Source organism: Microcoleus sp. D3_18_C4, assembly GCF_036702355.1.
GTDB lineage: Bacteria > Cyanobacteriota > Cyanobacteriia > Cyanobacteriales > Microcoleaceae > Microcoleus.
On the sequence record NZ_JAUBTF010000025.1, the window covers coordinates 53968 to 80435 of the forward strand.

The window sequence follows — 26468 nt, forward strand, 5'->3', positions numbered from 1 at the left end:
GAAAACTTTTTTAGAGAAGAGGCATTAATACCAGCAACAACTATTGAACAGCCGGATGAACCTTATGCTCAAGATAGTCAAATTTTTTAGGTTATTTATTCCTTTTGAGACTTTAACAATTACCACCAGTTTAACTTATTCGGAAGTTTTACGCAGGTTGGACGAAGTTGTTACTCCTCCCAAAGTTTTTAGAATAATTTTACCCTTTGGTCAGCCCCCTGCGAAACCCTATGAAGGAACGATTTATGGCAAAAACTTCAAAATTAATCGCATCATCATCGGTAGACATTTATTGTTCCCAATTATACAAGGAGATATACATAATCAACAGTTCGGTTGTTCCATCAGAATTAGGATGAGTTTACATACAACAGTTATAGGATTTCTGATTCTGTGGCTGTGGACAACTGGCAGTATTGGAATGTTTTCTTTATTTGCTTGGTTAGTTGAACCATCCGTGGGAGCCATATTTTTACCAATTTTAGGAATGTTTATTTTTGGCTGGATTTTGTGCTTGATTCCATTTAAGATAGAGGCAAAAGCAGCTATAAAATTTTTGTCTATTCTCTTAACATAAAGTAATTTATTACGACCATATTTGAGCTGTATTATTAAAAACAATCTGGCTTCATCTGCGGTAAAAAACAACTAAACTTTCCGGGATTACCCATGCGTCAAAACAAACTCAAACAAAAAATTAAACAAGGCGAAACAGTCCTCGGTTTATTTATGAACTGCGCTTATCCCGCATTCATGGAAATCTGCGGTCACGCTGGATTTGATTTCGCCGTTATCGATATGGAACACGGCCCCCTGAACCCGCTTGCTGCTGAAGATTTGTGTCGCGCCGCCGACTGCACCGGAATTGCACCGATTGTTCGTGTCCGCAAAAACGACGGGCCGCAAATTCAACGAGCTCTCGACATCGGCAGTGCAGGAGTTCAAGTACCTCAAATTGAAAGCAAAATCGATGCCGAAACCGCTGTCAAAAGTGCTAAATACAGTCCTCTGGGCACGCGAGGCCTTTCCTTTGCTACGCGGGCAGGACTTTACACCGCTGCAGGTACAAATATCACCGATCGACTCAACGAAGAATCCTTAGTTGTGATTCATGTCGAAGGCAAATGCGGCATCGACAACCTGGCAGAAATTGTTACTGTGCCAGAGGTGGACGTGATTTTTCTGGGGCCTTACGATTTGTCACAGTCGATCGGCATTCCCGGCCAAGTCCGCGATCTCCGAGTCATCGACATGATGCAAGAGGCAGTCCAAACCATCCGCAAAGCAGGCAAAGCCGCCGGTACTTTTGCCGAAAACCCCGAAATCGCCCAGCAGTGGATTGATGCTGGCGTTCAGTACGTCGCACTTGGGGTCGATGTTGCCGTTTTCCTGCGGGCCTGTCAGTCGCTGGTGAAAGCAGTCAATCGATTTTAGATTTTAGATTGGGGATTTTGGATTAAAAGAAGAACCAGCCCCCAATTCATCTTGTCGTCTTTACGATATCTTTGCAATTTTTGTAGTGTTTTTTACGACACATACAAAAATCCTGCGCTAGAGTAGAAGCATACACCTCCTCCAGGCAAATTTAGGGAGGGGAGCAAGGCTTCAGGGAGTAAAATCTATGAAAACCGTATTAGAATCCATTCATTTGGATTATGCCTTCATGTTTACTTTCAAAAAAGTAAACTCGATTAAGCTAGAAGGCTTCAAGGAATTTTTTGACGATATGCCTGTCGATCCGTATGTGAAAGGTAAGTATCGTTCGAGAAGATTGTCGCGGTTTGCAGTCAACGGAAATGAGTTAGTTAAGTTACCTCACGGCTATTTGTATCAAAGCAAAACATACAATCCGCTAGTGGGTGATATCAGGCGGGAATTTGCCGAATTGGACGATCGGCTAATCGCCCTCGATAATTTCAAACAGATGATTTTTGCTTTTTTCGATTCCTGCAAAATTCACCCGGAAGCTGAAATCGGCATCCATCAAATCAGGACGACTTGTTCGCCAAACAATTTTGGCAACCCCGCACCGGAAGGCATTCACCAAGACGGTACTGATTTTATCGGGATTTTCTCAGTTGACAGAACTAATATTGTAGGCGGGGAAACGCATTTGTACTTGGCTAAAAAAGAGAAGCCTGTTTTTAATAAAGTTCTGCAGCCAGGGGAATTGCTGTTAGTTAACGACCACGAGTTTTTCCACTTTACTACACCGATTAAACCGGAATCTGAAGGGGTGGGAACCAGGGATGTCTTTGTGCTGACTTCTCCGAGTTTGCTTACCGATTGAGGATACAGTCTGGCACGAATAACCTAATGATGTAGGGTGCGCGCCGCGCACCTTACTTCGATTACCCATTACTGCATCCCACAGAGCACCTTTTGGTTGCGCCCTTACCCATCTCGATCGTGGTTAATGCTTGGGAAAATCGATTCCTGAAATGGATATTCCTTCCATCTTCTGCACATATCGTCCTTGAGCAGCTACACATTCTGCCATTTTTTCAGCTTGTATGGGTTGACTCCTGCGATCGGGGGAGATACCTCTATACTCCCATGTACCGCGAATGTCGCCAGAGAATGCTTTTCCATTGTTTTTTAATACTAGCTCCGTGCCAGTTGCATCAATATAGTATTTCCCATTTTCCAAAGACACGCTGCTAATTGTGATAGATTCGACTCCTTTGTAGGGATTTGCAGGGCCATCGACGATCTTGATGCAGATTCTATTGTTTTGATGTGCAATCTCTCTACGGGAGTTATTGAACATTGTTCCTTGAGCGTAGTAAGCTCCTGTGGGTAGAATTGTAGATCCCTGTTGATTACTTTGAGCAGAGGACAATGATGAGATTGACAGAAGGATAGAACTAAAAATTAGTGTTTCGAGCGCCAAAAATTTCATTTGCAACAAAACTCCATTAAAATTGTTTTTTCAGATTCTACACGATCGCAGATGCTCTATAAACTTCTCTAGAGTTCTTGCAAAAGTCAAATTCGCCCCCCGCAAGTCCCCCCTTATTCAGGAGAGAAACAAGAATAATCTTGCCCCCCTCCCCTGATTCAAGGGCAGGGTTGGGGTGGGGTGCTTTGTATTTTTGCAATAAATCTAATCATGATTCAAGTCCTTACTACAAACCTTTCGTTAGTAGTGACGACTTTATTCGTCTTTCTGGCCTTGAGTCAATCATGACTACAGTCCTGACTACAAACCTGCGTATTTTCCTAAAAAACCAGGTTTATGCGTCTAACAACTCACAGATCAATCTTATCGAAACTTCCGTTCAGACTCTTGAATGGGAACATCATTAATGCTAGCTTCACGTCTTCGCATTAACCCATTTTCTGCAAATTCCCACTGTTCATTACCATAGGCGCGATACCAGTAGCCAGAATCATCGTGCCACTCATACTCGAAGCGAACAGAAATCCGATTGTCTGTAAAACTCCACAGTTCTTTCTTTAAACGGTAATCTAGTTCCTTTGCCCATTTTCGTCTTAAAAAAGCCTTGATTTCTTCCCGTCCGCTGAAGAATTCGGCACGGTTTCGCCACTGAGAATCTTCCGTATAAGCTAAGGCTACTCGTTCTGGATCGCGGGTATTCCAGGCATCTTCAGCAGCTTGAACTTTGGCTTTAGCCGTTTCCAACGTAAAGGGCGGTAGAGGCGGTTTAGTTTCCATCAGCTTTGTTTTTTGTTATTCAAAAATATCAGGTGCGGGATGCTCGCGCTACAGAGAGAGTTTTGGGAATTTGATATCACTCCTCAGCATCGGGATCGATTCCCATTGCTCGCAGTCGATCGGCTAACTGGGTAACTTTTCGCTCTGCTTGTTCGGCTCTTTCCCGTTCTTGCTCGGTTCTAGCCCGCTCAATTTCAACTTGTTCGGAGCCAGTTAACAGCAAATTCCCCTGGGAATCCCACCACCGCAGCCAAAGCAGTTCTTGATTTTGATAGCTTCCCTGCCACAGTCCCAATTCTACATCTAGTACAGGAATGGGATAGTGACCGCGTTCGTTTGGCTCCATCCTTCGATACACAAAATCTATCAGGTGATAGACCTCTAAATTGCCCGTTCTCATTTCATAAATGCCGTAGTAAGGAATGCGGATAATTCTCTCGTACACCCAAAACTTACCCGGTTTAGTGGTGGTACCGTCAGCGGCCACACTCAAGGGAGTACGTGAAGCGAAGCTATCCCGTTCCCCGTAGGGGTTCCCGAAGGGTAGGGAATCGCGCTCTTCATCTCCATTACCGCTAGCAAATTCTAAAGCAATGAACGGAGCCATGTGTTCCCGCCAAAGTACATAAGAACGGCGAAAACCGTCAAGTGTTGCGGGTACATTCGGCACGTAAAACCAATCCGGTGCTTCTGCGCCTCGCTCTGGCGGGTCAGTTTCTCGCCAGTAAATGCCGCAATCTTGCCCGCATATTGTCCGTCTGGATGCAGCCGCTCTACAACCGGCCCGATCGAATCTGTCAGAATGATGCTCTGGGGATGCTCCTGAAAATTTTTTACAAATGTACCGTCTTCGTCTGGCAATTGGGTATGATCGGGGAATGCAGGAGGCAGACCTGTAGCAGTTATTGTCTCGTTCATAGTCTTTTCCGTGCAGCTATTGTTGATTGTACTGCGAAATTTTAGAGCCATCTGATTTGAAATTTTAGCTAATATTAACTAAACCCAGCTAACCACAGCGGAAGCATCAACAGCAACCCGACAGAAGTGATGGCGATGCTGCTAGCTAACAAATCGCGATCAAGCTCGTAGACTTCTGCTAAAATCAGCACGGAAAGAGCTGTGGGCGTTCCCGACATCAACACCAACACGAACCTCGGATCGCCGCTCAATCCGAAATAACTAGCACCCAATCCGATCAGCACCGGCACAATTACCACTTTTAACAGCGACGGGATTAACGCCAGTTCAAAACTTTCCCATTTCTTAATAGACCTCAGCCGGATGCCAACCAGCAGCAAAGCACTGGCAATTACCACCCAAACAGCAGTCTGCAATCCCGATTCCACTATCTCGGGCAGGGGGATGTTTCTAGTATAAAAACCAATTAAAAATGCCCACAGAGCGGGAACTGTCAGCACGTCCCGGATCTGAGTCCACCAGTGATTTTTTTGCTCGGAGTTCCCGAAATAGCTAGCAATAAATACACCGAAACAATAAGTTCCAATAACATTGTTAGTGACGCTGTACAAGACAGCCCAGTTGGTGTTATCGGTGCTGATGATAGACGGGGTGATTGCTAATCCAACAAAGCCCGTATTCCCTAACATCGAAGCTAGGATAAAACTCCCTTCGCTCGATCGCTTCAGGGAATTAAAATTTAATAAAAATAAATTTACCAGAGAATTTTTGCCCTGAAAATAGGGCTTTTTGATGTGGGCCGCACTCAGCCTACGCAATAATACCCAAGTCAGCCAAGCAAAACTCGTACTCAGAAATAACACGAATATGGCGATCGCAGGTGTGAATCCCACAGCACCCGAAAATTCGCTGTGACGGGCTAAAACTAGAATTTGCAGCGGTATCCCAATCCAGAAAAGAAAGTAGCTCAGCAGCTTGGGAAAGTCAACTGGGATGTACCGAAACAGCAGCAGTCCTAAGCCAGTCCAGATAACTAGAGGCGTATAAGCGTGAAATAAGGTTTCAATCATAAAAATTTAACTAGACAATTGGAAATGCCTCTATCTATTAATAGTAATGCTAAAATCCGTTTAAGAAATGCGAATTGTCGTTAGCGGAGCCCTCGAAGAGGAGCGCACTTGCACGCTTTTTCGTCCTAGCGTGTTCGCAGCAGTGCAAGCCGGAAAATTTCCGCCCCAATTCCCCCACCTTGCAGGGCAAAATGCTCAGACTGGCAGCCCCAAACGCTTGTAGCTTTTTGCCTTCTGATTCACACAACCTTTTTTAATTTGACAAATGCGCGATCGAGCTATCTTGCCTTTTCCAAACAGATGTCCCCCGTTTTCCTACCGTTTCGAGCGAACGGAAACAGGGCGACACTAAAGCTGCTGATGACTTGCACTCATTAATTCAATTTCAAAGCATTAACAGGCACCTCATCCCAAGAACTAACAGTCCGCAAAGTAGCAACCCAGCCCTGCTGTTTTTGCTCTGCCGTCAAATTCTTCTCAAAAGATTCGTGGCAATCCTTCGCTTGAGTCTCATCGCAACAAGCAATGCAAGAATAAAGAATACCAGACGGATCGATTTGCTCGTTTACCCAAATAATCACGATCTACTCTCTCAATCAAAATCTACTGTTACTTAAATTTTCCTATATTTTTGCCACTTAAGTAGGTCGGTATTAATTAACCGGAGTGCGGCCTTTTAGCTTAACAGGCAAGATGCCTGTTCCGCACACAGGCAAGATGCCTGTTCCACACACAGGCAAGATGCCTGTGTGTGGAACAGATGAATTTTTTGTGGGGCGTTGCTCCTAGCCCACCCTGAATTACTTCGATGCCAAAGTTGCCAAAGACTCGCCCGCAACCCGGCAAATCCGCCAGTCGGGCATCACATCAGCACCGATACCCTTGTAAAATCCGATCGCCAATTCATTCCAATCCAAAACACTCCATTCCAAACGCCCGCAGCCCCTTTCCACCGTCAACTGCGCTAAATAAACTATCAAAGACTTGCCAATTCCCCGCCCTCGAAACTCAGGGATCACAAACAAATCTTCCAAATAAATTCCCGGCTGAGTCAAAAAAGTAGAATAATTGTAAAAAAACAGCGCCCAGCCCACAACTCGATTTTCGCACTCGGCTAAAATCGCTTCAGCAAAAGGTCGATCGCCAAACAAATGATGCTCCAAATCAACGGCATTGCCAGTAACGGCATGAGATAATTTTTCGTAGTCAGCTAAAGCTTTAATCAAATCAAACAGCACCGGCACGTCAGCGCGGGTAGCTGGGCGCAAAATTACCTCAGAAGACATAAATAAGTAAGTAGGACGCGACAATCAACAATTAAAAATACCACATCAAGACATTTTTGATTTGTAATTTTTAATTAAGTTTGTCAACCTTGAATTAGCATATTTAGGGCAGCCTTGGAGTGCCCACCCACAATAATTTTAATATTTTTCACAATGCCAACTCAATTTTTTTTGCTTATTTCAACCAGCCCTTCAATCGTTCCGTCACTTGAGGGCGGCGCAGCTTTCGCATTGCCTTATTTTGAATTTGACGGACTCGTTCGCGGGACAAATTGAACAAACTGCTGACCTCTTCTAAAGTGTAAGGTTCGCCCGTCAGCAAACCGTAACGCATAGCAACAATCTCTTTTTCCCGCTCAGTCAAAATACTGTCCAACACCTCCAAAATATCTTGGCGCATCATCATCTCATTCATCTGAGCTTCGGGAGATTGCGTCGCGTTATCTTCCAGAACATCCAAAAGTTCCGAACTTTCTTCTGAGCCGATGCGGTGGTTGAGAGACAAAGATTGCCGACGTACTTGCTGGAGGTAGCGAAGCTGTTCGCAAGAAACTTGCATTTCTCTAGCAAGTTCAGTTTCAGTTGGATTGCGTTGAAGAGAACGCCTCAAATCGCGATAAACTTTTTTGAGTTTATTTAACTGTTCGACAATGTGAACCGGCAAGCGAATCGTCCGCCCTTGATTGGCAATTGTCCGGGTAATTCCTTGGCGAATCCACCAATAGGCATAAGTAGAAAACTTGTAACCCTTCTCCGGATCGAACTTTTCGGCGGCCCGGTTTAAACCCAAAGCTCCTTCCTGAATTAAATCGAGAAAAGGCACGCCCCGATTAAGATAGCGTTTGGCAATCGAAACCACCAAGCGCAAATTCGAGCTGATCATTTTCCGTTTCGCCGACTGACACTGGTGGCGAAGCTGTTGCAGTTGAGTTTCGCTTATCCCCAAAGCCGTTGCGAGTTCAGCTTTTGTCGGCACTCTGTCGAATTCCTGCTGCAAACGCTGTTCTAGTTCATCCAGGGCTACCAATTCTTGAACGCGGCGCGCTAACTCTACTTCTTCGGCTGCTGTCAGTAGAGGATACCGAGCCATTTCCTTGAACAAAGCTCCCACTGGATCGTCGGCAGACCAGTTGTTGTATGCTGACGATCGAGTTACCGTCGGACGATCGATCTCAGTGTCTTCATCTTGTGCGATCGCGAATGAGGCTTCGGGTGCCACCGCAAAACTGCCTAGGTCAGATTCTGCCATATCGTGCTTGGTGTCGGTGGAAGGATTTGAAAAGTATCCCTTAACTTTAACCAATTTAACCGGAAATTTCCGAAATCCATCTAGAAGCCCGTGACAGAAATTAGATGGCCCCAATTTTATACCTTTCTATTGAGTTCGAGCCAGTAAAGGAGCTGCCTGCAATAATTGCTGAGTATAAGGGTGCTGCGGGTTAGTAAAAATATCCCTAGTCTTACCGATTTCAACAATTTTTCCGGCATTCATTACCGCAATGCGATCGCAAAAAAATCTCGCCACCCACAAATCGTGCGTAATGAACAGATAAGTCAAATTAAATTCCTGCTTCAACTCCAACATCAGCTCTAAAACTTGAGTCTGCACGCTGGCATCCAGCATACTCACAGGTTCGTCGCAAATTATCAGTTGCGGCCGAGTAATTAAAGCGCGGGCGATCGAAACTCGTTGCTGTTGTCCTCCTGACAATTCCCCCGGATAGCGACGAAAGAAATCCTCCCCTGGACTTAAACCCACCCTCTCTAACATTTGGATTACTTGTTTTTTAGCTTCGCTACCATTAGCTAATTTGTGAATAAATAAAGGGTCAGCAATACTTTGCCCAACAGTCATCATCGGATTCAGGCAAGCGTGGGGGTCTTGAAAGATCATTTGCATTTCGCGGCGGTGCTTCCTCACAGCATCGCGGTTCAGGGCAGTTATATCTATTCCTTGAAATTCCACTTTGCCACCAGTCGCGGTAATTAGCTGCAAAATCGTGCGTGACAAGGTACTTTTGCCGCAGCCGGACTCCCCCACCAGCCCTAGGATTTCTCCCCGTTGTAGCTCTAAACTAACGCCGTCTACTGCTTTAATTACCTGGCGATTCCTGGAAAACAACTGATCTAATAAATTGCTTTCTAAACTGTAGTGTTGCTGCAAATTCGTTACGGTCAAAAGAGGCGAATTTGTTGAGTTTGCAGTAACGGCTTCAGTCCTGATTTCCTCGAAGGCTAATCCTTTGTCAGAATCGGCTTGAATGTGCAAAGCTGCTTTGAGGAGCGATCGAGTATATTCGTGCTGCGGCTTTTCAAACACGTTTAGCACCGGCCCTGTTTCTACGACTTTACCGCCGTACATCACCGCAATGCGATCGCAATACTCAGCCACCATCGCCAAATCGTGAGAAATCAACAAAATAGCCGTTCCCCGTTCCTCGCAAAGTCTGGTTAATTCCTGCAAAATCTGAGCAGCTACAGTTACGTCCAAACTTGTAGTCGGTTCGTCCGCCACAATTAATTTGGGATCGAGCAAAAGAGCCAAAGCAATTGCTACTCTTTGCCGCATTCCGCCGCTAAATTCGTGGGGAAATTGCGACCAGCGAGACGCGGGAATTTTCACAGCTTCCAGAGTTTCTATCGCCCGTTTCTTAGCTTGCTTGCGATCCAAATTCGGTCTGTGAGCTTGCAAAGTCTCGATGCAATGTTCTCCTACAGTCATCAAAGGATCGAGACGAGTCATCGGATCTTGAAAAATCAATGCTACAGCTTCGCCCCGAAATTGTCTCAGCCGCGAAGCATTCATATCGAACACCGACTCTCCAGCAAAACTAACTCGCCCCTCAATCAGCGTTGAATCCGGCAGCAACCGCATCGCCGCTCTTCCCAAAGTTGACTTACCGCACCCAGACTCCCCAACTAATCCGAGCTTTTCCCCCGGTTTCAGCGTCAGGGAAACCCCGTCAACGGCCCAACCGGATTGGCCCCGCCGCTGAGGATAAGCTACTCGCAGATTGTCAACGGAAAATAGAGAAGAGTCATTAGTCATTAGTCATTAGTCCTTAGTCAGTAGTCAGTGGTCAGTTGTTATTTGTTATTTGTTATTTAATGGTCAATATACTGGCTGTTAGTTGTTACTTCTTAGTGTTCCAGAGTTATTAGTTATTGGCAAGAGACTGCTCTGCTGTTTGTAAATACAAATAAAAATAGCTACAAACAAAGCTTTTATTAGTACATCATTCACCGAGCAACTGATAACTGACAACTGACAACTGACAACTAACAACTGACAACTGACAACCATCAACTGACTAAATTTCCCTTCGCTTCAACTCAGCTCTCCGCAGTATGTAAGTAGCGGCACAATCTGCGTGAGGATGGTCTGCTAAAACTTCCGCGAGTTCCAATACATATCCGGCGATATCCGGCCCCAGCTTCTCAGTCAGCACTTGACGTTCCCTAGAGGCGAGTTCTTGCACGCGGGCCTTAGCTTGCCAATTCGGAGAAAACATCTTGTCAATCTCGGTGTGGAATCCCAGACTTTCGAGAATGTCCCACTCGCCGTTATCGCACCAAATGCCCCCGCACAACATACAGCGCTCTATGTAAAAGGGCACTCTGCTGAAAGGAACTTTCGCCCGCGACAGATAGTGACCGTCTTCGGGACACAGCGCTGCTTTGCTGTCGTAGGGAGACGGCGTGAATTCTATGCCGAGAGTCGCTGTCGCATCAGGCTTCTCGGATTTGTTGTACCACTGGCTTTGCTCTTTTTGCCAAGCTTCGTATTCTCGGCCTGGAATCCAGATACCGTAACAGTTGGGACACCACTGCACCGACATACGGCCGGCTAAGGTACCGCCTTCTAAATTGGGATGTTTACATTTTGGACATTCCACCGCTTTATTTCTCCTTGCCTTATTAATTCCCTGTTAATTCAATTATTAATTCTGTATCTAGGCGGGCCCTGAAGAACCAGAATTTTTTTGCAGCAGCGCGCCACAGTAGCCAATTAGCGTGTTAAGCCGCGCGATCGCCGCAGTTTGCCTCGCCTTTGCTGTCGCTGGCTGGCGCGACGCTTGCAAAAAGGTGACATCTGTCCCCAATAACCGCAGTTGCTTGTGAATTTCCGTCAAATAGGACTGCTCTGGGGGTGTTTCTGAGGCGTCTAACTCATCGCTTTCGGCTCTCATAATTTGGTTTCCGAAAAATTGTTGCACTTTTGTGTATTCGATCGCCAGCGCGACCCGATCCACATTATCCTGTGCAGCAGTTCTTTGTAGTTGTTCTAGTGCTTGCTGTAATTCTTGGTAGCACTGGCGGCGGTCTTCGGACAATATCATGATTTTGTAAACAAATTTGTATTTATAATCAAAGTAGATACTTACTTAAGTTTGCTCATATGGAGGGAAGCGGTGCGTTTTTGGAGCAATTCCCTGTTTTGTGAGAACTTTTTTCGATTTTCTGCCCTAACTCTACCCTTCTGGCTGCTGCTTTTAGTTTAGCGTTGCCGGTAAATGCCGATCCCCCGCAACCTCCACGGCTACCGCCCAAATCTGCTGATTTTACCCGATTTTCCTCGTTCGACAGACTGCGGCGGCGGCAGTGGTGTCACTATATTTTCCTACCTCCGAGGGGGGGCGACTCCGGATTACATAGGTATAGTTTGAGAAAAATCGACTATTTTTTTGAATTGCAAATTGTGGCATTCAATTAGTTTAGTATAGCTAAACACATAATTTCGGCAATTCAACCGGAAACCGGCTTTTAACCATTTGTATTTCTAAGTTTTAAAGGTGTACCCCATGAACGCGAACACTCTGACTCCCTCTCCTTCGATCGATCCTGCCGTAGTTCCCGATTGGCTGCAAGAATGCCTGAATAATCGATCGCAGCCGGATGGGGGCTCTAACCCGAATTGTTCGACTGACGACAGCTTAATTTGTCGGGCCTTTGAATTTGCCCGCGACTTGCACGAAGGACAATACCGCAAATCGGGAGAACCTTACATTTGCCATCCGGTAGCTGTGGCTGGAATACTCCGGTATATGGGCGGCAACAACGTCATGATTGCCGCCGGCTTCCTCCACGACATTGTTGAAGATACAGATATTACTCTCGAAGAAATAGAACAACGGTTCGGCGCCGAAGTGCGACAGTTGGTTGAAGGTGTCACCAAGCTTTCTAAATTTAATTTTTCCAGCAAAACAGAGCGCCTTGCGGAAAATTTCCGCCGAATGTTTCTAGCAATGGCTAAAGATATTCGCGTCATTGTCGTCAAACTGGCAGATCGGCTGCATAACATGAGGACTTTGGAGCATTTGTCCGAAGAAAAGCAGCGCAGTATTGCCCTAGAAACCCGAGATATTTTTGCTCCCCTAGCAAACCGTTTGGGTATCGGCCGCTTTAAGTGGGAATTGGAAGATTTAGCCTTTAAATACCTGGAACCAGAAGCTTACCGCGAAATTCAGGAATTGGTGGCCGAGAAGCGGGCCGATCGAGAAACTCAACTAGCAGAAGTCACAGATAGTTTGCGAGAAAGGCTTGACAATTTAGGCATTAAATGCTATGAAGTTAGCGGCCGTCCCAAACATTTGTACGGGATTTACGCGAAGATGCAGCGCCGCCAAAAAGGGTTTAAGCAAGTGTACGATATTGCGGCGGTGCGGATCATAGTAGAAACTAATGATGACTGTTATCGGGCTTTGGCGATCGTCCACGATTCTTTCCGCCCGATTCCCGGCCGCTTTAAAGATTATATCGGTTTACCAAAAGCCAACCGTTATCAATCTTTGCACACCGGAGTAATCGGAACCAGCGGCCGCCCCATCGAAGTGCAAATTCGCACCGTAGCAATGCACCACATTGCAGAATACGGCATTGCCGCCCACTGGAAATACAAAGAAACTGGCGGTTCTAACACAACAGTCACCGGCGACGACGAAAAATTTACTTGGCTGCGACAACTCCTAGAATGGCAAAGCGACCTCAAAGACGATCGCGAATATTTACAAAGCATTAAGGACAACTTATTCGACGAAGATATTTACGTTTTTACTCCTAACGGAGACGTAATTGCTCTCAATAGCGGGTCAACTCCCGTAGATTTTGCTTTCCGCATTCACACCGAAATTGGTAATCACTGCACCGGTGCCAGAGTCAACGGGCGAATGGTAACACTAGACAAGGTTTTAAAGAATGGCGATATTGTAGAAATCTTGACCCAAAAAAATGGTCATCCCAGTTCCGACTGGCTTAATTTTGTCAAGACAAACGGAGCAAAAAACCGAATTCGCCAGTGGTTAAAGCGATCCCATCGAGATGAAAATCTTGCTCGCGGGCGGGAATTGCTGGAAAAAGAATTAGGTAAAAACGGCTTAGAATCTTTGCTGAAATCTGAACCCATGCAGTCGGTGGCTCAGCGCTGCAACTACCACAGCGTCGAAGATTTAATCGCCGGTTTGGGCTACGGCGAAGTCACCCTAAATCTCGTAGTAAATCGACTGCGAGATTTAGTAAAAGTGCAGCAAAAAATTGAAGCTGCTCCCGCAGGAACCCACGAAGTGCCCATGCTCATACCTGCATCGACGACACCGAAACCAGTACCGAGTTCGTCTCCGAGCAAATCGCCGATCGCAGGGGTAGAGGGATTGCTTTACCATTTATCCGGCTGTTGCTGTCCGATTCCTGGGGAATCAATTATTGGAGTTGTGACTCGCACTCGCGGAATTTCGATTCACCGGCAAGGATGTTCAAATGTTGAAAGCGTACCTGGGGATCGGTTGGTTCCTGTGAGTTGGAATTCCAGCAACCGCAATGAATCTCGACCCAACACTTATCCGGTTAACATTCAAATTGAAGCCCTCGATCGAGTGGGAGTTCTCAATGATGTTTTATCGCATTTAAAGGACAACCAAGTAAACGTCCGCAGCGCTCAAGTCAAAACCTACCCCGGATTGCCGGCATTAATTGACTTGTGCATGGATATCCAGGATAAACAACAGTTTGAGCGGACTTGTATGCAAATTAAAAAGATGAGCGATATTTTGAATTTGCGGAGGCTGAGTGAAGTGAATTAAGAGCAAAGACGGCGGTTGAAACCGCGCCTACAAAAACGAAGTCCACTCCAAGCGGACTGAAAAAAATAAGGTAATTTTAACCGCCTGTTCTTCAACCCGCACCAGGCGGGTTTTCTTTTTATAGACGCGGTTTCCAGCGCCCGGTCTTCTTAACATTATCTGCGTTTATCTGTGTTTATCTGCCTAACATCTGCGGTTGACCTATCAATCAAAGATTTATGCAACAGGTCTTATGGCTTTGACACGCCCAACTTTTGCTGCAAAAACTCCCGCGCCACTTGTCCGGCTTCCTGCTGTTTCTTATCAACTTGATAATTGAGTCGTCGCATATCTTCCTCGGAGATTTTGCCGCCCAATTCTGCGAGGACTGGACGCAATTCCGGGTATTTTTCCAAAACTTGCGATCGCACAACCGGAACTGCTTCGTAGGGCGGGAAATAGTTCTTGTCATCTTTGAGAACTACTAAACCCAAACTTTGAATCAAACCGTCCGTCGTATTACCAGCAATCACATCTACTTCTTTTTGTTGCAGCGCTTGATAAAGCAATCCTAACAGCAATTCCTTCGGTTGTTCTCGAAATTTAATCCCGTAAGTTTTAGCCAATCCGGGAAAGCCATCTTCTCTCTCGTTAAATTCTGGGCCGAAACCAGCCCGGAGGTTAGGTGAAGCTTTCCCAAGTTGCGAGAGAGTTTGTAAATTGAGTTTTTTGGCATCGTCTCCCCGCACAATAATCGCAAAACTGTTGTTAAATCCTAGCGGTTCCGTCCATTCTGCTTTAAACTGTTTGGGATATTCTTGTTTGAGGTAATCGAGGACTTTTTTGGGGTCAGAAATCGGTTTCTGTTTGAGCAGGTTGGCGTAAGCAGTACCCGTATATTCGACGTACAAATCGATTTTACCTGCTGTTAGGGATTGATGGCAAAGCGAACCTCCGAGATTCAGTTCTCGTTCTACTTTGATATCTGTTTTAGCTTCGATGTGCTGTGCTAAAATTTCTGCGAGAATGGCTTGTTCGGTAAAGTCTTTTGAGCAGATGACAACTTGCTTTGCGGGCTTAGAGGTACATCCTGCTACTGCAAGCAAGCAAAGCAGCCAGCAGGAATAGAAAAAAAAATCGTTCTTAGATATTTTCATGACTTAACTCACATTAAAAATCTACAATTAATACCTTATAAGTTATAGCATAAAGCCCAGATCGCAGACTTATTCCAGAAGTCTACGCTTTAACACCGATCGCACTTTACCCGACTTTCCTTTTACTGTTGTAACATTTATTTATAGACATGGAGGACAAAAGATGGTAATCAGCGTCAGCGATATTATCCAGCAGCAGCGGCAATTTTTTGCAACTGGGAAAACTAAGGATGTCGATTTTCGGATCGAACAACTCAAGAATCTTAAAAGTGCGATCGAACTTAATCAATCACGAATAGTCGATGCTGTCAAGACAGACCTCGGTCGGCCCGAATTCGAGGCTTATCTTGAAATCGCATCGATTGCCGAAGTTAATTATGCCCTCAAAAACCTCAAATCATGGGTAAAGCCGAGAAAAGTGCCTGCTTCGATAGATCAATTCCCAGCATCGGCCCGCATTTACCCTGAACCTTTGGGCGTAGTGTTAATCATCGGGCCTTGGAATTACCCGTTTCAGTTAATGATATCACCTTTAGTCGGGGCGATCGCCGCCGGCAACTGTGCACTTCTCAAACCTTCGGAAATCGCCTCACACACCTCCGAAGTTGTCGCCGACATGATATCCAAAACCTTCGATCCCGCCTATGTAGCCGCGGTCGAAGGAGGAGTCGAAATCAGCCAACAATTGCTAGCCGAAAAATTTGACCACATCTTCTTTACCGGAGGCACTAAAATCGGTCGAATTGTCATGGAAGCTGCCGCTAAACACCTGACACCTGTAACCTTGGAATTAGGTGGCAAAAGTCCTTGCATTGTAGACTCAGACATTCAGGTTGAATACACCGCCAAACGCATTGCGTGGGGCAAATTTCTTAATGCCGGACAAACTTGCATCGCTCCAGATTACCTGTTAGTTGATAAAAAAGTTAAACCTGCTTTGATGACAGCAATTAAAACAGCAATTCACGAATTTTACGGCGACGATCCGCAAACAAGTCCCGACTATTCGCGGATTATCAACCAGCGGCAATTAGACCGTTTGAGTGGGTTTATCAAAGATGGAGAAATTGTCGTAGGTGGGGAAGTGAAGCCGGAAGATAGATATATTGCACCGACGGTTTTAGATCGTGTTTCCTGGGATTCGCCGGTGATGCAGGAGGAGGTTTTTGGGCCGATTTTGCCAGTTTTGGAGTATGATGATTTCGGAGAGGCGATCGCCCAAATAAACGCCCGTCCCAAACCTTTAGCTTTGTATTTGTTCTCCAAAAATAAAGAGAAACAAGAGCGAGTTTTGAGGGAAACTTCTTCGGGGGGAGTTTGTCTCAACGACACGGTTATGCAAGTGGGGGTAAAAGATTTACCTTTTGGCGGAGTTGGCGACAGCGGCATCGGTAGCTATCACGCCAAAGCAAGTTTTGACACCTTTTCGCATCAAAAAAGCGTGCTGCAAAAGTCATTTTTACTTGACTTAAAATGGCGGTACGCTCCCTATAAAGGTAAGTTGGATTTGATTAAGAAAATTATCGGTTGATCGCACTTGGAGGGGCGGGTTCGCCAACGTTTACAATATAAGCGAGATAGCCCAATCAACCCGCCCTCTTCCTGATATTATCGGTCAACCGATTCCACGGTGAACGAGAATTTCCATCAATTTTAAATGATTGCTCATCTGTTTTTGGAACGATTTCGATCGCAATGTCTGCCTTGCACCATTCTCAAGAACAGGCAAGATGCCTGTTCCACAAAGAGTGAATTTCTTGTGGGGAGTAGGGGTTGGGCATCCTACCCGCCGATAAAAAGCTTATTGAAAATGGTGCAAGATGTCACTCCTAAATGACTGTTGCCCCATCCAAAATAATTCCCATTAGAAATGTCTATAATGTCTTTTAGAACCGATCGCTAAACAGCAATTTATGGAACCTTTAGCAACAGAACGCTGTGCCGCCTGCCGCCCCAACTCTCCCCGCGTCACAGCTTACGAAATTGTCCAACTCAAACCTCAAATTCCCGACTGGAATTTGATCGAAAAAAATGGCATTCCCCAAATAGAACGTACCTACGAGTTCCCGGATTTCAAAAGTGCGATCGCCTTTACAAACAGCGTCGGCGAAGCAGCCGAAACTGAAGGACATCACCCCGCACTGTTAACCGAGTGGGGGAAAGTTACCGTTACTTGGTGGACTCACGCGATTTCTGGACTGCATCGCAATGATTTTATTATGGCTGCGAAAACAGATGCGATCGCCAATCAATTCCCTAAATAAAATCAGAGTTATAGACCGATCGTAGTCTAAGAAAGCACCGCCCTGGACACTGGGGAATGCGGTTGATTGGCACTATTCAACAACTCCAGATTCAGTCGGTAGCCGACATTCCGTACAGTTTGAATCAGGCTCGGCTGTCGCGGGTCGATTTCGATTTTTTTACGCAGAGAGAGTACGTGAGTGTCGATCGTCCGGGGGTTATCAATAGCATCAGGCCAGGCCCGACGCAGCAAATCCGAGCGCGACAGCGGCACTCCTCCAGCTTGAGCTAGCACGTACAGCAGGCTAAATTCCTGGGGAGTCAGCTCAATATGTTCGTCGTACAACCTCACTCGGCGCTGCACCAAATCAATTTTTAGCAGCCCGCACTCCAGCGTCGCCGGCGGTAGCATCGTGCGGTTACGGCGCATCAGAGCTTCCACCCTGGCCATAAACTCTTGCATCCCAAAGGGTTTAGTCAGGTAATCGTCTGCCCCCGCCTTCAAACCTTCAACAATATCCGATTCCGAATTCCGCGCCGACAGCATCAAAATCAGTGACTGCTGCTGCTGTTGCAGCCAGTTGCAAAATTCCAAACCGTCCCCATCCGGCAATTGGGCATCCAGAATGACTAGGGTTGGCTGGCGGCTGAAAAATATTTCCCTAGCGTGACTGATATCCGCTGACTGGTGCACCCAGTGACCGACTTGCTGTAGATGCCAGCCCAAGAGCGATCGCAGGTGCGGATTCCCTTCAACAATTGAAATACTTGCAGATTCCACAGAGGCGAGCTTCCCATATCACTAATTGCTACAAGGTTAACAGAGCTTTTGTCAAGCTTTTGTAACCATCGCTACTCAAGCATGAGCTGCGTTTAAAGCAGCGGACATACCTAGGGTACGAATTTTAAAGATTGGGTTAATTTGGCAGGGTCAGCCTGCAGAAAGGTGAAATCATTCTGGCGGTAAGCTTACAATGAAAATAAGACAGTGTAAAGCCGATCGATCCCATGCCCCACCCCCCTGCCAAAAGCGATCCCCCCGACCCAGCCCCCATTCCCAGGAGGTTGACAAATCGCGCAAGTGAAACTAGAATTCCTCCAACCGTTCGCTCGGTAGCCGGAACACTCAGCCACTTAGACCGTCAAACTCAGCCACATCCCGACTCCATTAAACGCACAGCGAATAATCTAGGTGCGCGCAAAAAGTCGAGCAACTGCATTGCAACGAGTGAAATTTTTTATGGAGGGTAGCCTGTTGAGCAGGGTAAAAACTTTTATTTAGAAATAGCCTCAAGCTGAGCCACTCAGCATCAATCGAGGCCATTCCTAAATCCCGCCGTCATTATACAAACCACAAAGGATTTCAAGCTCATACCATGCTACAAGACACCCAAACAATCCGGCACTACCAAAAACTCACCGACGCCCTCGTCGAAATGTGGAATAGAGGTTATCGCTTCGATGACCTGCGGCTTTACTTAGACGGCTATTTAGCAGCCCTGCGGCATTCCAACAGTTTGGAACCCTATCTGATTCACAGACTAGAGGAAGAAGCAGCGCGTTACATTCACGACCCCTCCAATTTTGTAATGCCACAGACACAGACACAGGCTGAATCAGACTACTATTAAATAGCAAATTCGGTTTGATAAACCCTTGATGATTTGGGAATTGGGAATTGGGAATTGGGAATTGGGAATTGGCAATTTTAACGGGTTCCCTGGCTATGCCTCGGAACCGATGTCCACAGGCTCGGCCTCGCTTTGGGAGCCTAAAAATTCGATGCCTAGCCCACTGCATTGCGTTCCTAGGCTTTGCCTGGTAACGAATAATTAAGTAAATCAACCTAATTCAACGTAAAACGCGATTGCTGTTATTTCCCCGACTTCTTTAAGAAGTCGGGGAAATGTTTTTTAGGTCTAATTTAAGAAGCCAAAGCCACTTCTACAACTTCTTGCAATTCGCCCTTTTGATACATCTCGATCATAATATCCGAGCCACCAATAAACTCGCCGTTGATATAAACTTGGGGAATTGTCGGCCAGTTGGAATACTCTTTAACGCCTTGACGAATTTCCTGGTCGGCCAAAACATCAACAGTTTCGTAAGGCACTCCCAAAGTATTGAGAATTTGCACCACAGTATTAGAAAAACCACACTGGGGCATTAACTTATTGCCCTTCATAAACACCATGATTTTGTTTTGCTTAACCAACTCGTCAATTCTTTCATGTGCTGCTGTAGTCATGGTAGCTCCTAATATTGTTTGAAAATTTTTAAACGTTGACTGACGCAGAAACCGCGTTTTTTACGAAAATCTTTCGTTACAGCCATAGATTCCGGTAAAAAAAACCGGGTTTTTGTGGTTTTTGTGCGTAAGTGCAGCAGTTGTATTTCAAGCAACTATATTTCAAGCAACTATTGACACAAGCACAAACTTGTGATATCCAATTGCTACTCAACAATTAAGCAACTTGACTTTTCGCTTCCCATTCTGCGGGAGTTAAGGTTTCCAAGCCCAAAGCGTGGATGGCTTCACTAGCCATTGCCTGTTTGAGAGCGCCGTAAACCAGTTGGTGCTGCTGTACTCGGCTTTTTCCTTCAAAGGCTGCAGAGACGACTCTCGCCTGGTAGTGGTCACCGCCACCGGTCAAATCCTCAACTTGTATTTTAGCGTCGGGCAACCCTGCCTTAATCATTTCTGCTACTTGAGACGGTGTAACCATTGGTTTCTCTGATAAACGGCTGTAATTTAGATTTTAGTGGAACTATTTTGTCGATGAACTCGGTTGAGCGCTGGCGGGCCGGGGAAAGGGCGAATCCACAAAACCCAATTCCAGTAACTGCTGGTAAGCTTTCTTGCCCAAGTCGCGAGTTGGCTGCTGCGATCGAATAATCTGAATTAGCAGGGGTACAGCCAGTTCGGGCTTATTTTGCGCCCGGTGTACCAACGCCAGCCGGTAGGTAGCTTCGTCGCGCATTTGGGCTGTTTCTACAGCTTTGGTGCGGTGGCTTTCGGCCAAGCGGATGTCAATTCCGGCAAAACTGCTACCCAGTTGTTGGTAGAAGTTGGACAGTTGATTGAAAATTTGGCGGGATTCTTGGAGTTTTTGACTGGCGAGTGCGTAATTCTGATTAGAAATAGCACTGCTGGCTTCTGTCATCAAACGCTGGCCTCCTTGGACGCTCAGCAGGCTGCTGTCTTGCGTCAGAGGGCGAAGATTGTTGGGGTCTGTGGGGTCGTCGGCGGGTTCGACTTGCGGTTGGTTCTCTGGCCCAGAAGGTTGTTGTGCTTGGACTTGGAGCGGTTGCAATAGGGTAAAAGCTGCGATCGCCCCGATCGTAATCCGGGCAGTGGAGCGAAGCCAGCAAACAGTTCCAGAGTATACCATGAAATTACTTTGCGCCTGTGCGCTTTAAAAAAATATTTAGCTTGAACCGATCTTACCATTGGCGATCGCAACCGGCTAAGTGTAAACCAAATTTGTTGAAATGTCAAAGGGTGCGATCGGGAGAAAAGCTCAAAACGAGTTTTCTGTGAGGTGGTTTATCTAAAAAACACTCAGCCGTCGAATAAAAATCGCCGATTGAAACCGATCCTACACAAACTTTGGTCTCTCTCGCTTGAGACGAAAGGAGTTAGTAAGGCGCTTATGGCGCACCCTACCGCTGTTAGTTACAGTTTCAAACCCCTCATGGTAAAAACCTGCCTGACAGCTTATAAATATGTTTGATAAATAGACATCAAAATTAAACAGGAACATTTCTGATGGTACAACCAAGCAAACCCACCTCCGACACTCTCCAAAATTATCAAGGAATTGGAGTCCCCGATGAAAGTCTGGCAGTGATTTTGCAGCGCGGCGGCGATGAATTGCTGCTGTCAAAAGCGGACGATCGCTTTACAGTCCGCCCCTCATCAACAGCATCAGCCTCAAACGATTGGGCTGCAACAACTGGGGCAAAATTCAACCGCCGCATCGGCCAAAGCAATCTCGATGAATATCTCGTTGCGCCCTCTAGCCTAGAAGCAGCAATGCAAACAGCCCGCGCCAGCGATGCCGTAGCTTTTGCCAGCCACGTCTATTGCCCCGCCAACAATCCGAGTACATTCTTTTATCTGACAGACCAAATTACTATTCAATTTGGCGAACAAGTAGACGAACAATCGCGAAACGCGATCGCCAATGCAGCAGCTTTAAAAATAGTCCGACCAGTAGAAGGAATTCCCAACACTTTCGTCTGCGAAGTCACCAAACAAGCAACAGAAAACCCGGTCAAAATTGCCAACCGCCTGACAAGATATCCAGAAGTTCTCGTAGCGGAACCAAACATTTTAGTAGAGACACAGCAGCATTACACGCCCCGCGATCCGCTTTATCCCAAACAGTGGTATCTCAACAACAAAGGCGGCAAGGAACTTGTCGGCGGTGCTCAAATTTATGCCGAACCAGCTTGGGACATGACTCGCGGAGTTCGATCGATCGTAATTGCAATCGCCGACGATTCAGTTGACATCACCCACCCAGATTTTCAAGGCCAAGGCAAAATTGTCTCACCCATCGATTTCAAAGATGGCGACACTTCCCCGATGCCAGTCGCCGACTCAGACAACCACGGCACAAGTTGTGCCGGCGTCGCGGTTGCTGAAGAAAACGGCAAAGGCATTGTCGGCGTCGCCCCCGGCTGCGCCCTGATGCCCATCCGTACCAGTGGTTTTCTCGATGACAATTCTGTCGAAAAAATATTTAATTGGGCGATCGAAAAAGGTGCCGCCGTCATTTCTTGCAGTTGGGGGCCTTCAGCCGTTTACTATCCCCTTTCCCTGCGGCAGAGTGCCGTTATCACCAAAGCAGCAACCCAAGGGCGGGGCGGCAGAGGCTGCGTTATTCTGTTCGCCGCGGGGAATGCCAACCGCCCAGTCAACGGCACAATTAACGAGAAAGGCTGGCCCAACAACGTCGTGGAGGGTCAAACTAGATGGCTAAACGGATTTGCCGTTCACCCTGACGTAATTGCCGTCAGCGCTTCCACTTCCCTCAACAAAAAAGCAGCTTACAGCAATTGGGGCACCAGCATCTCGGTTTGCGCCCCCAGCAACAACGCGCCGCCGGGAACTTGGTTGGCAGAAACCGGATATATCGGCACGCCGCCGGAGGTGACGCAGTATTTGCCCGGTTTGGGGGTGTTTACTGCCGATCGAGTGGGCGATCGGGGCTACGACTGGGGGGACTATACTGATACTTTTGGCGGTACTTCCAGCGCCACTCCCGTAGTCGCTGGGGTTGCAGGGTTGATACTTTCGGCTAACCCCCGTTTGACGGCGCGGGAAGTGCGGGGAATTCTCGAACAAACTGCTGAGAAAATTGTCGATCTCGATCCCGATCCCCAGTTGGGCAATCGCCTGGGAAATTACGATCCTAGCAACGGCCGCAGCGATTGGTTTGGTTACGGGAAAGTGAATGCTTTGAAAGCTGTGCAAGCTGCGGTGAGAAAAGGCGGTGGCAATCCGAATATCGGGGGTGCGGTGTTCAGCGATATTTCTGGACATTGGGCACAGAAGTTTATTGAAGCTTTGGCGGCGGCGAATATAATTAGCGGTTTTCCTGACGGTTCTTTTCGGCCTGATGACAGTTTAAATCGTGCTCAATATGCGGCGCTGTTGGTGAGTGCGTTTAGTCCGATTCCCAGGGTGCCGGCTACAAATTTTATTGATGTTTCTGCTACTTTTTGGGCGAGAAGTGCGATCGAACGGGCAAATCGGGGGGGGTTTTTGGCGGGGTTTCCGGGGTTGAAGTTCGGCCCGAATCAGAATTTGACCAAGAGTGAGGCGATCGTGTCTTTGGTTAACGGTTTGGAACTCAAGGGCGGCAATCCTGATTCTTTGAAAGTTTACATCGATCGTTCTCAAATTCCTAATTTTGCTTTGAGTGCGATCGCCACAGCAACTGCTTTGAAGATTGTGGTTAATTATCCTTCCCGCGATTGGCTTTCGCCGCAGCGGGATATTACCCGCGCTGAGATTTCGGCTTTGATTTACCAGACTTTGGTGGCGATTAATCGGGCAAAGGCGATCGATTCTCCTTACATTGTCTAGCTAAGAACAGAAAACTGGTTCGATCGTTCGGACTTCAGTCCTCATAAAATCCGAGGACTGAAGCCGCTATAATTCGCGGCGAGTCAAACCAGTTTTTGCGTAAGTCCTGACGAAAAGATCGCTTTTTTGATGGTAGCTTTACATATCGAGTTACTTTCCCGGAAATCCCGGGTTTCAGACTGCGAATTAAAAACTGTCCCGACTATTGCAATAAGATGAGTTACATCTGCGGAATATCAGCCAAAACTGCGCGTAGTGAATCAGAGATATTCGGTAAGCCGATTGTCAAGGTGAATTAATTTTTGTAAAGGTTTGCGCCAATCGCGAACATTACTGTGGAACAGACCTATATAATAACCAAATTACCCGTCAAGCTAAGACTTTTGATCGAAACCATTAATTAATAGAGTGTTTAAACTCATTTTCAAAATAGCCAAAAGTTTGGCGTTCGGATCTTCAAGGTGCCTCTTTTGACTGAACCTACCTTGTAAAAAGGAAAAACTCAAATGCCAAAAAGATCGTTGGAACTCTTCGGCGATGGTCGCGTATACGAAATCAAAGACGACCTAGCTATTAAAGTCACGGAGACTAATGGGCAAGTAAAAGCATTAATTGATGCTTTAAGCTTCAGTGTGGCTAAAAATTATCATATTCATCCTCCAGACGAACAACCTCCTGATGTGGTAGAACGCAGAGGTTCAAAGCATATCAATCAAGAAGGTTTCAAGCTTCTCACTACCTTTGAAGGATGTGAACTCACTGCTTATGATGATGGCGGTGGAGTTTGGACAATTGGTTACGGACACACTGGCGATGATGTTTATCCAGGACTTACTATTAGCCAAACGCAAGCAGAAGAATTGCTGAGGGAAGATTTAGAAAAGTTTGAATCCTATGTTGAGGATGCCGTTGAAGTTGAGATCGATGACAACCAGTTTTCTGCACTGGTTTGCTTCTGTTTCAACGTGGGCCCAGGAACAGAAGGTTTTGGAGGTTCAACTCTTCTGAAGTTGCTGAACGACGGGGATTATCAAGGAGCAGCCAATCAGTTTACTGTGTGGAATAAAGTCAATGGTGAACCCTGGCCAGGGCTGACACGCAGGCGCTTGGCCGAACAAGCTCTGTTTTTAGGAAGGCCTGAAGTTCGGGTTCTCACACTTACGGAGCCAATAATGCAAGGTGAGGATGTGCGTCAAGTGCAAGAAGCGCTGATCGCGGCAGGAATAAATGTTTCAGCAGATGGCGTTTTTGGTAAAGACACCGATCGTGCTGTGGGACAGTTTCAACAGCAAAAAGGGCTAACGGCGGATGGTGTTGTCGGTGTCCAAACACGCAAAGAATTGGGACTATAAAATCGATTGTGTAACCAATTACACTGACACAATCAAGTAATTTTCACAAGCTCTGTGGAGGTAAGGTGCGGTGTGCATCGCCTACGGATAGAGTTTATGAATCCAGGACTGACCAAATTCAAATTGATTGGATAAAACCATGACTAACTCAAGCGACATTCTATTAAATCAACCTGTAATTATCGAAGCCTGTGAAGAATTTGTCCAACGGGATATGTTGGAACTTAGAGGCAGTTTCCCGGGATTGCTCCAAGATGCCCCCATGTCTTCGACTGCGGTGGTCAATGGCTTATCTCAACAGTTGATTTATCAACTACAACTGATGATGCCAGATGCCTTTGTCAGTTTTGATGACCTTAATGTAGACTTGCTGGAGGCAGCTTTTCCCTACGTACAAACCCCGGCAAAAGAGGCACTTCAGAGAGCCATTCAAGATCGAGGTCAAACGATGCAGGTGAACTCTGCTTACCGCACGATCGCCCAGCAAATGTTATTGTATAACGATCGCTTCAACAACTCTAATCCTGTAGCGCCACCAGGCACCAGCAATCACCAAACAGGGCTAGCGATCGATATTGAAGATGCCAGAGGGTGGGAATCTTATTTGATGCAATATGGCTGGCATCCATTACCGGGCGATCCGCCTCACTTCGACTACATAGGCGACGGGACGATCGATCTTCGCAGTAACTCAATACTCGCATTTCAGCAGCTTTGGAATCAGAACAACCCGGATGCAAAGATTAGCGAGGATGGCGGCTTTGGCCCCCAAACCGAGGATGCACTTAATCGATCGCCTGCTCAAGGGTTTGCTAAAGCGCCGTGGGATGACAAGCCCAGAACGTTGCGCTTGGCGATGCCCAGAATGGAAGGCTCAGATGTAATCAAGCTTCAGGAAGGCTTGAAAAAGGCTGGCGTTGTAGTTGGGGTTGATGGTGAATTTGGGCCGGCAACAGATACAGCCGTCAAGGAATTTCAGCAGAAAAAAGGTTTGAAGCCCGACGGAATTGTCGCTCTCAAAACTCGCGAACAAATGGGTTGAGGTGTTAGCGCGATCGAGTTCACCAAAGCTGGAACAGAACTTCCTCCGCCTTCGGTGGAAGTTCCCTTTATAGCTCAGCTTGTGGGTTTGGGCAGGTTTTGCTTCCAATTGTCACAAATTGCAGTAGCGCTATAATTGGCAATCTTTTTGATAATCAACGTAGCGAGGAGAGTAGCAATAGCAGGAGCAAGTCCCAGTCCAGAGATTAGAACAGGAGTTAACATCCCAGCAGCTTTAGTATAATTCTGACCGATCGCTTCATCCAGGATTTTCTGAGTCTGTGGATCGTTTCCGAGGGGTTGGCACATCAGCTCGTAAACTAAGGGGTTTACGCGATCGAACAACCGCTGGCCAGCTTCTAGGAGCCTGGGATCGATCGATGCTCTAGCGGCAACATTCACATCAATAGAATCCAGGGAAGCTGAGTCTATCCCTCTGGTTCCAAGTCCAGCCGCATCATCCCCTATGGCTTGAGCGCGATCGCCAATTTGTGCTGCTAGCTGATCCTCATCAAGTTCCCACAAACTTTCTACAATAACTTCAATTTCTGCCATGATTACTTATCTCC

The 26468-nt window shown here is 46.5% G+C and carries 26 protein-coding genes and 1 pseudogene; 11 read left to right on the forward strand and 16 right to left on the reverse strand.

Features of this window, described 5'->3' with window-relative positions; translation table 11 throughout:
* Positions 1-64: 64 nt before the first annotated feature.
* The 3 genes from QUA90_RS14565 (at position 65) to QUA90_RS14575 (ending at position 2290) form a co-directional block, all read left to right on the forward strand.
* Positions 65-577 carry a hypothetical protein gene (locus tag QUA90_RS14565; protein WP_333324655.1) on the forward strand — a complete coding sequence of 171 codons (513 nt, stop codon included), beginning with the start codon at positions 65-67 and terminating at the stop codon, positions 575-577.
* A gap of 92 nt (positions 578-669) precedes the next feature.
* The gene (locus QUA90_RS14570) at positions 670-1434 is read left to right on the forward strand and encodes an aldolase/citrate lyase family protein (RefSeq protein ID WP_333446193.1); all 765 of its coding nucleotides are present in this window, start codon (positions 670-672) and stop codon (positions 1432-1434) included.
* 187 nt (positions 1435-1621) lie between these two features.
* Positions 1622-2290, forward strand: coding sequence for a 2OG-Fe dioxygenase family protein (locus QUA90_RS14575; RefSeq protein WP_333446195.1), 669 nt, complete (start codon positions 1622-1624; stop codon positions 2288-2290).
* Between the two features lie 123 nt (positions 2291-2413).
* On the opposite strand, the gene QUA90_RS14580 is transcribed toward QUA90_RS14575, so the two are convergent.
* The 4 genes and pseudogenes from QUA90_RS14580 to QUA90_RS14595 all read right to left on the reverse strand — a co-directional run bounded on the left by QUA90_RS14580 (position 2414) and on the right by QUA90_RS14595 (position 5667).
* Complete coding sequence (locus tag QUA90_RS14580) at positions 2414-2770, reverse strand: hypothetical protein (RefSeq protein ID WP_333446197.1); 357 nt, start codon at positions 2768-2770, stop codon at positions 2414-2416.
* 495 nt (positions 2771-3265) lie between these two features.
* Positions 3266-3679, reverse strand: a complete 414-nt coding sequence (locus QUA90_RS14585) for a nuclear transport factor 2 family protein (protein ID WP_190657739.1) — start codon at positions 3677-3679, stop codon at positions 3266-3268.
* A 76-nt stretch (positions 3680-3755) separates the two neighbouring features.
* A pseudogene (locus tag QUA90_RS14590) lies at positions 3756-4597 on the reverse strand (Uma2 family endonuclease).
* Between the two features lie 74 nt (positions 4598-4671).
* Positions 4672-5667 carry an AEC family transporter gene (locus QUA90_RS14595; protein ID WP_333324649.1) on the reverse strand — a complete coding sequence of 332 codons (996 nt, stop codon included), beginning with the start codon at positions 5665-5667 and terminating at the stop codon, positions 4672-4674.
* 67 nt (positions 5668-5734) lie between these two features.
* Between QUA90_RS14595 and QUA90_RS14600 the strand changes: the two genes are divergently transcribed.
* Positions 5735-5890 (forward strand): hypothetical protein, encoded by a 156-nt coding sequence (locus tag QUA90_RS14600; RefSeq protein ID WP_333388868.1) that lies wholly within the window; start codon positions 5735-5737, stop codon positions 5888-5890.
* 151 nt (positions 5891-6041) lie between these two features.
* Here QUA90_RS14600 and QUA90_RS14605 read toward each other — a convergent pair whose 3' ends face one another.
* The 6 genes from QUA90_RS14605 to patD form a co-directional block, all read right to left on the reverse strand.
* On the reverse strand, positions 6042-6248 hold the full coding sequence (locus tag QUA90_RS14605; protein WP_333038077.1) for a glycogen debranching protein: 207 nt from the start codon (positions 6246-6248) through the stop codon (positions 6042-6044).
* 219 nt (positions 6249-6467) lie between these two features.
* Entirely contained in the window at positions 6468-6953 is a 486-nt protein-coding gene (locus tag QUA90_RS14610) for a GNAT family N-acetyltransferase (RefSeq protein WP_333324645.1), read from the reverse strand.
* Between the two features lie 175 nt (positions 6954-7128).
* Positions 7129-8202: an RNA polymerase sigma factor, RpoD/SigA family gene (locus tag QUA90_RS14615; RefSeq protein ID WP_333324643.1), complete on the reverse strand. Its 1074-nt coding sequence runs from the start codon at positions 8200-8202 to the stop codon at positions 7129-7131.
* Between the two features lie 126 nt (positions 8203-8328).
* Positions 8329-10002: an ABC transporter ATP-binding protein gene (locus QUA90_RS14620; RefSeq protein ID WP_333324641.1), complete on the reverse strand. Its 1674-nt coding sequence runs from the start codon at positions 10000-10002 to the stop codon at positions 8329-8331.
* Between the two features lie 262 nt (positions 10003-10264).
* Positions 10265-10849 carry a zf-TFIIB domain-containing protein gene (locus QUA90_RS14625; RefSeq protein ID WP_333052547.1) on the reverse strand — a complete coding sequence of 195 codons (585 nt, stop codon included), beginning with the start codon at positions 10847-10849 and terminating at the stop codon, positions 10265-10267.
* A gap of 57 nt (positions 10850-10906) precedes the next feature.
* The gene (gene patD, locus QUA90_RS14630) at positions 10907-11293 is read right to left on the reverse strand and encodes a heterocyst frequency control protein PatD (RefSeq protein ID WP_333324639.1); all 387 of its coding nucleotides are present in this window, start codon (positions 11291-11293) and stop codon (positions 10907-10909) included.
* Between the two features lie 462 nt (positions 11294-11755).
* Here patD and QUA90_RS14635 point away from each other — a divergent pair, with 462 nt between their 5' ends.
* A complete protein-coding gene (locus QUA90_RS14635; protein WP_333324637.1) occupies positions 11756-14029 on the forward strand; it encodes a bifunctional (p)ppGpp synthetase/guanosine-3',5'-bis(diphosphate) 3'-pyrophosphohydrolase in 2274 nt (757 codons plus the stop codon).
* A gap of 230 nt (positions 14030-14259) precedes the next feature.
* Here QUA90_RS14635 and QUA90_RS14640 read toward each other — a convergent pair whose 3' ends face one another.
* Entirely contained in the window at positions 14260-15165 is a 906-nt protein-coding gene (locus tag QUA90_RS14640; RefSeq protein WP_333446199.1) for a glycine betaine ABC transporter substrate-binding protein, read from the reverse strand.
* Positions 15166-15328: 163 nt separating this feature from the next.
* Here QUA90_RS14640 and QUA90_RS14645 point away from each other — a divergent pair, with 163 nt between their 5' ends.
* Positions 15329-16696 (forward strand): aldehyde dehydrogenase, encoded by a 1368-nt coding sequence (locus tag QUA90_RS14645; RefSeq protein ID WP_333446201.1) that lies wholly within the window; start codon positions 15329-15331, stop codon positions 16694-16696.
* A gap of 382 nt (positions 16697-17078) precedes the next feature.
* On the forward strand, positions 17079-17429 hold the full coding sequence (locus QUA90_RS14650; protein ID WP_333446203.1) for a 4a-hydroxytetrahydrobiopterin dehydratase: 351 nt from the start codon (positions 17079-17081) through the stop codon (positions 17427-17429).
* Between the two features lie 26 nt (positions 17430-17455).
* Here QUA90_RS14650 and QUA90_RS14655 read toward each other — a convergent pair whose 3' ends face one another.
* Positions 17456-18190, reverse strand: coding sequence for a response regulator transcription factor (locus tag QUA90_RS14655; protein ID WP_333446205.1), 735 nt, complete (start codon positions 18188-18190; stop codon positions 17456-17458).
* Between the two features lie 595 nt (positions 18191-18785).
* On the opposite strand from QUA90_RS14655, the gene QUA90_RS14660 reads away from it, so the two are divergent.
* The gene (locus QUA90_RS14660; protein ID WP_242719887.1) at positions 18786-19040 is read left to right on the forward strand and encodes a DUF6761 family protein; all 255 of its coding nucleotides are present in this window, start codon (positions 18786-18788) and stop codon (positions 19038-19040) included.
* A 293-nt stretch (positions 19041-19333) separates the two neighbouring features.
* Here the strand turns inward: QUA90_RS14660 and grxD are convergent, their stop codons facing one another.
* The 3 genes from grxD to QUA90_RS14675 all read right to left on the reverse strand — a co-directional run bounded on the left by grxD (position 19334) and on the right by QUA90_RS14675 (position 20801).
* Entirely contained in the window at positions 19334-19657 is a 324-nt protein-coding gene (grxD, locus tag QUA90_RS14665) for a Grx4 family monothiol glutaredoxin (protein ID WP_333042762.1), read from the reverse strand.
* A 217-nt stretch (positions 19658-19874) separates the two neighbouring features.
* Entirely contained in the window at positions 19875-20135 is a 261-nt protein-coding gene (locus tag QUA90_RS14670) for a BolA family transcriptional regulator (protein ID WP_333068825.1), read from the reverse strand.
* A gap of 42 nt (positions 20136-20177) precedes the next feature.
* Positions 20178-20801, reverse strand: coding sequence for a hypothetical protein (locus tag QUA90_RS14675; protein ID WP_333446208.1), 624 nt, complete (start codon positions 20799-20801; stop codon positions 20178-20180).
* A 377-nt stretch (positions 20802-21178) separates the two neighbouring features.
* Between QUA90_RS14675 and QUA90_RS14680 the strand changes: the two genes are divergently transcribed.
* The 3 genes from QUA90_RS14680 (at position 21179) to QUA90_RS14690 (ending at position 25900) form a co-directional block, all read left to right on the forward strand.
* Positions 21179-23506, forward strand: a complete 2328-nt coding sequence (locus tag QUA90_RS14680) for a S8 family serine peptidase (protein WP_333446210.1) — start codon at positions 21179-21181, stop codon at positions 23504-23506.
* Between the two features lie 506 nt (positions 23507-24012).
* A complete protein-coding gene (locus QUA90_RS14685) occupies positions 24013-24858 on the forward strand; it encodes a glycoside hydrolase family protein (RefSeq protein WP_333446212.1) in 846 nt (281 codons plus the stop codon).
* Positions 24859-24997: 139 nt separating this feature from the next.
* Positions 24998-25900, forward strand: coding sequence for a peptidoglycan-binding protein (locus QUA90_RS14690; RefSeq protein ID WP_333446214.1), 903 nt, complete (start codon positions 24998-25000; stop codon positions 25898-25900).
* A 74-nt stretch (positions 25901-25974) separates the two neighbouring features.
* Here QUA90_RS14690 and QUA90_RS14695 read toward each other — a convergent pair whose 3' ends face one another.
* The gene (locus tag QUA90_RS14695) at positions 25975-26454 is read right to left on the reverse strand and encodes a hypothetical protein (protein ID WP_333446216.1); all 480 of its coding nucleotides are present in this window, start codon (positions 26452-26454) and stop codon (positions 25975-25977) included.
* Positions 26455-26468 lie beyond the last annotated feature (14 nt).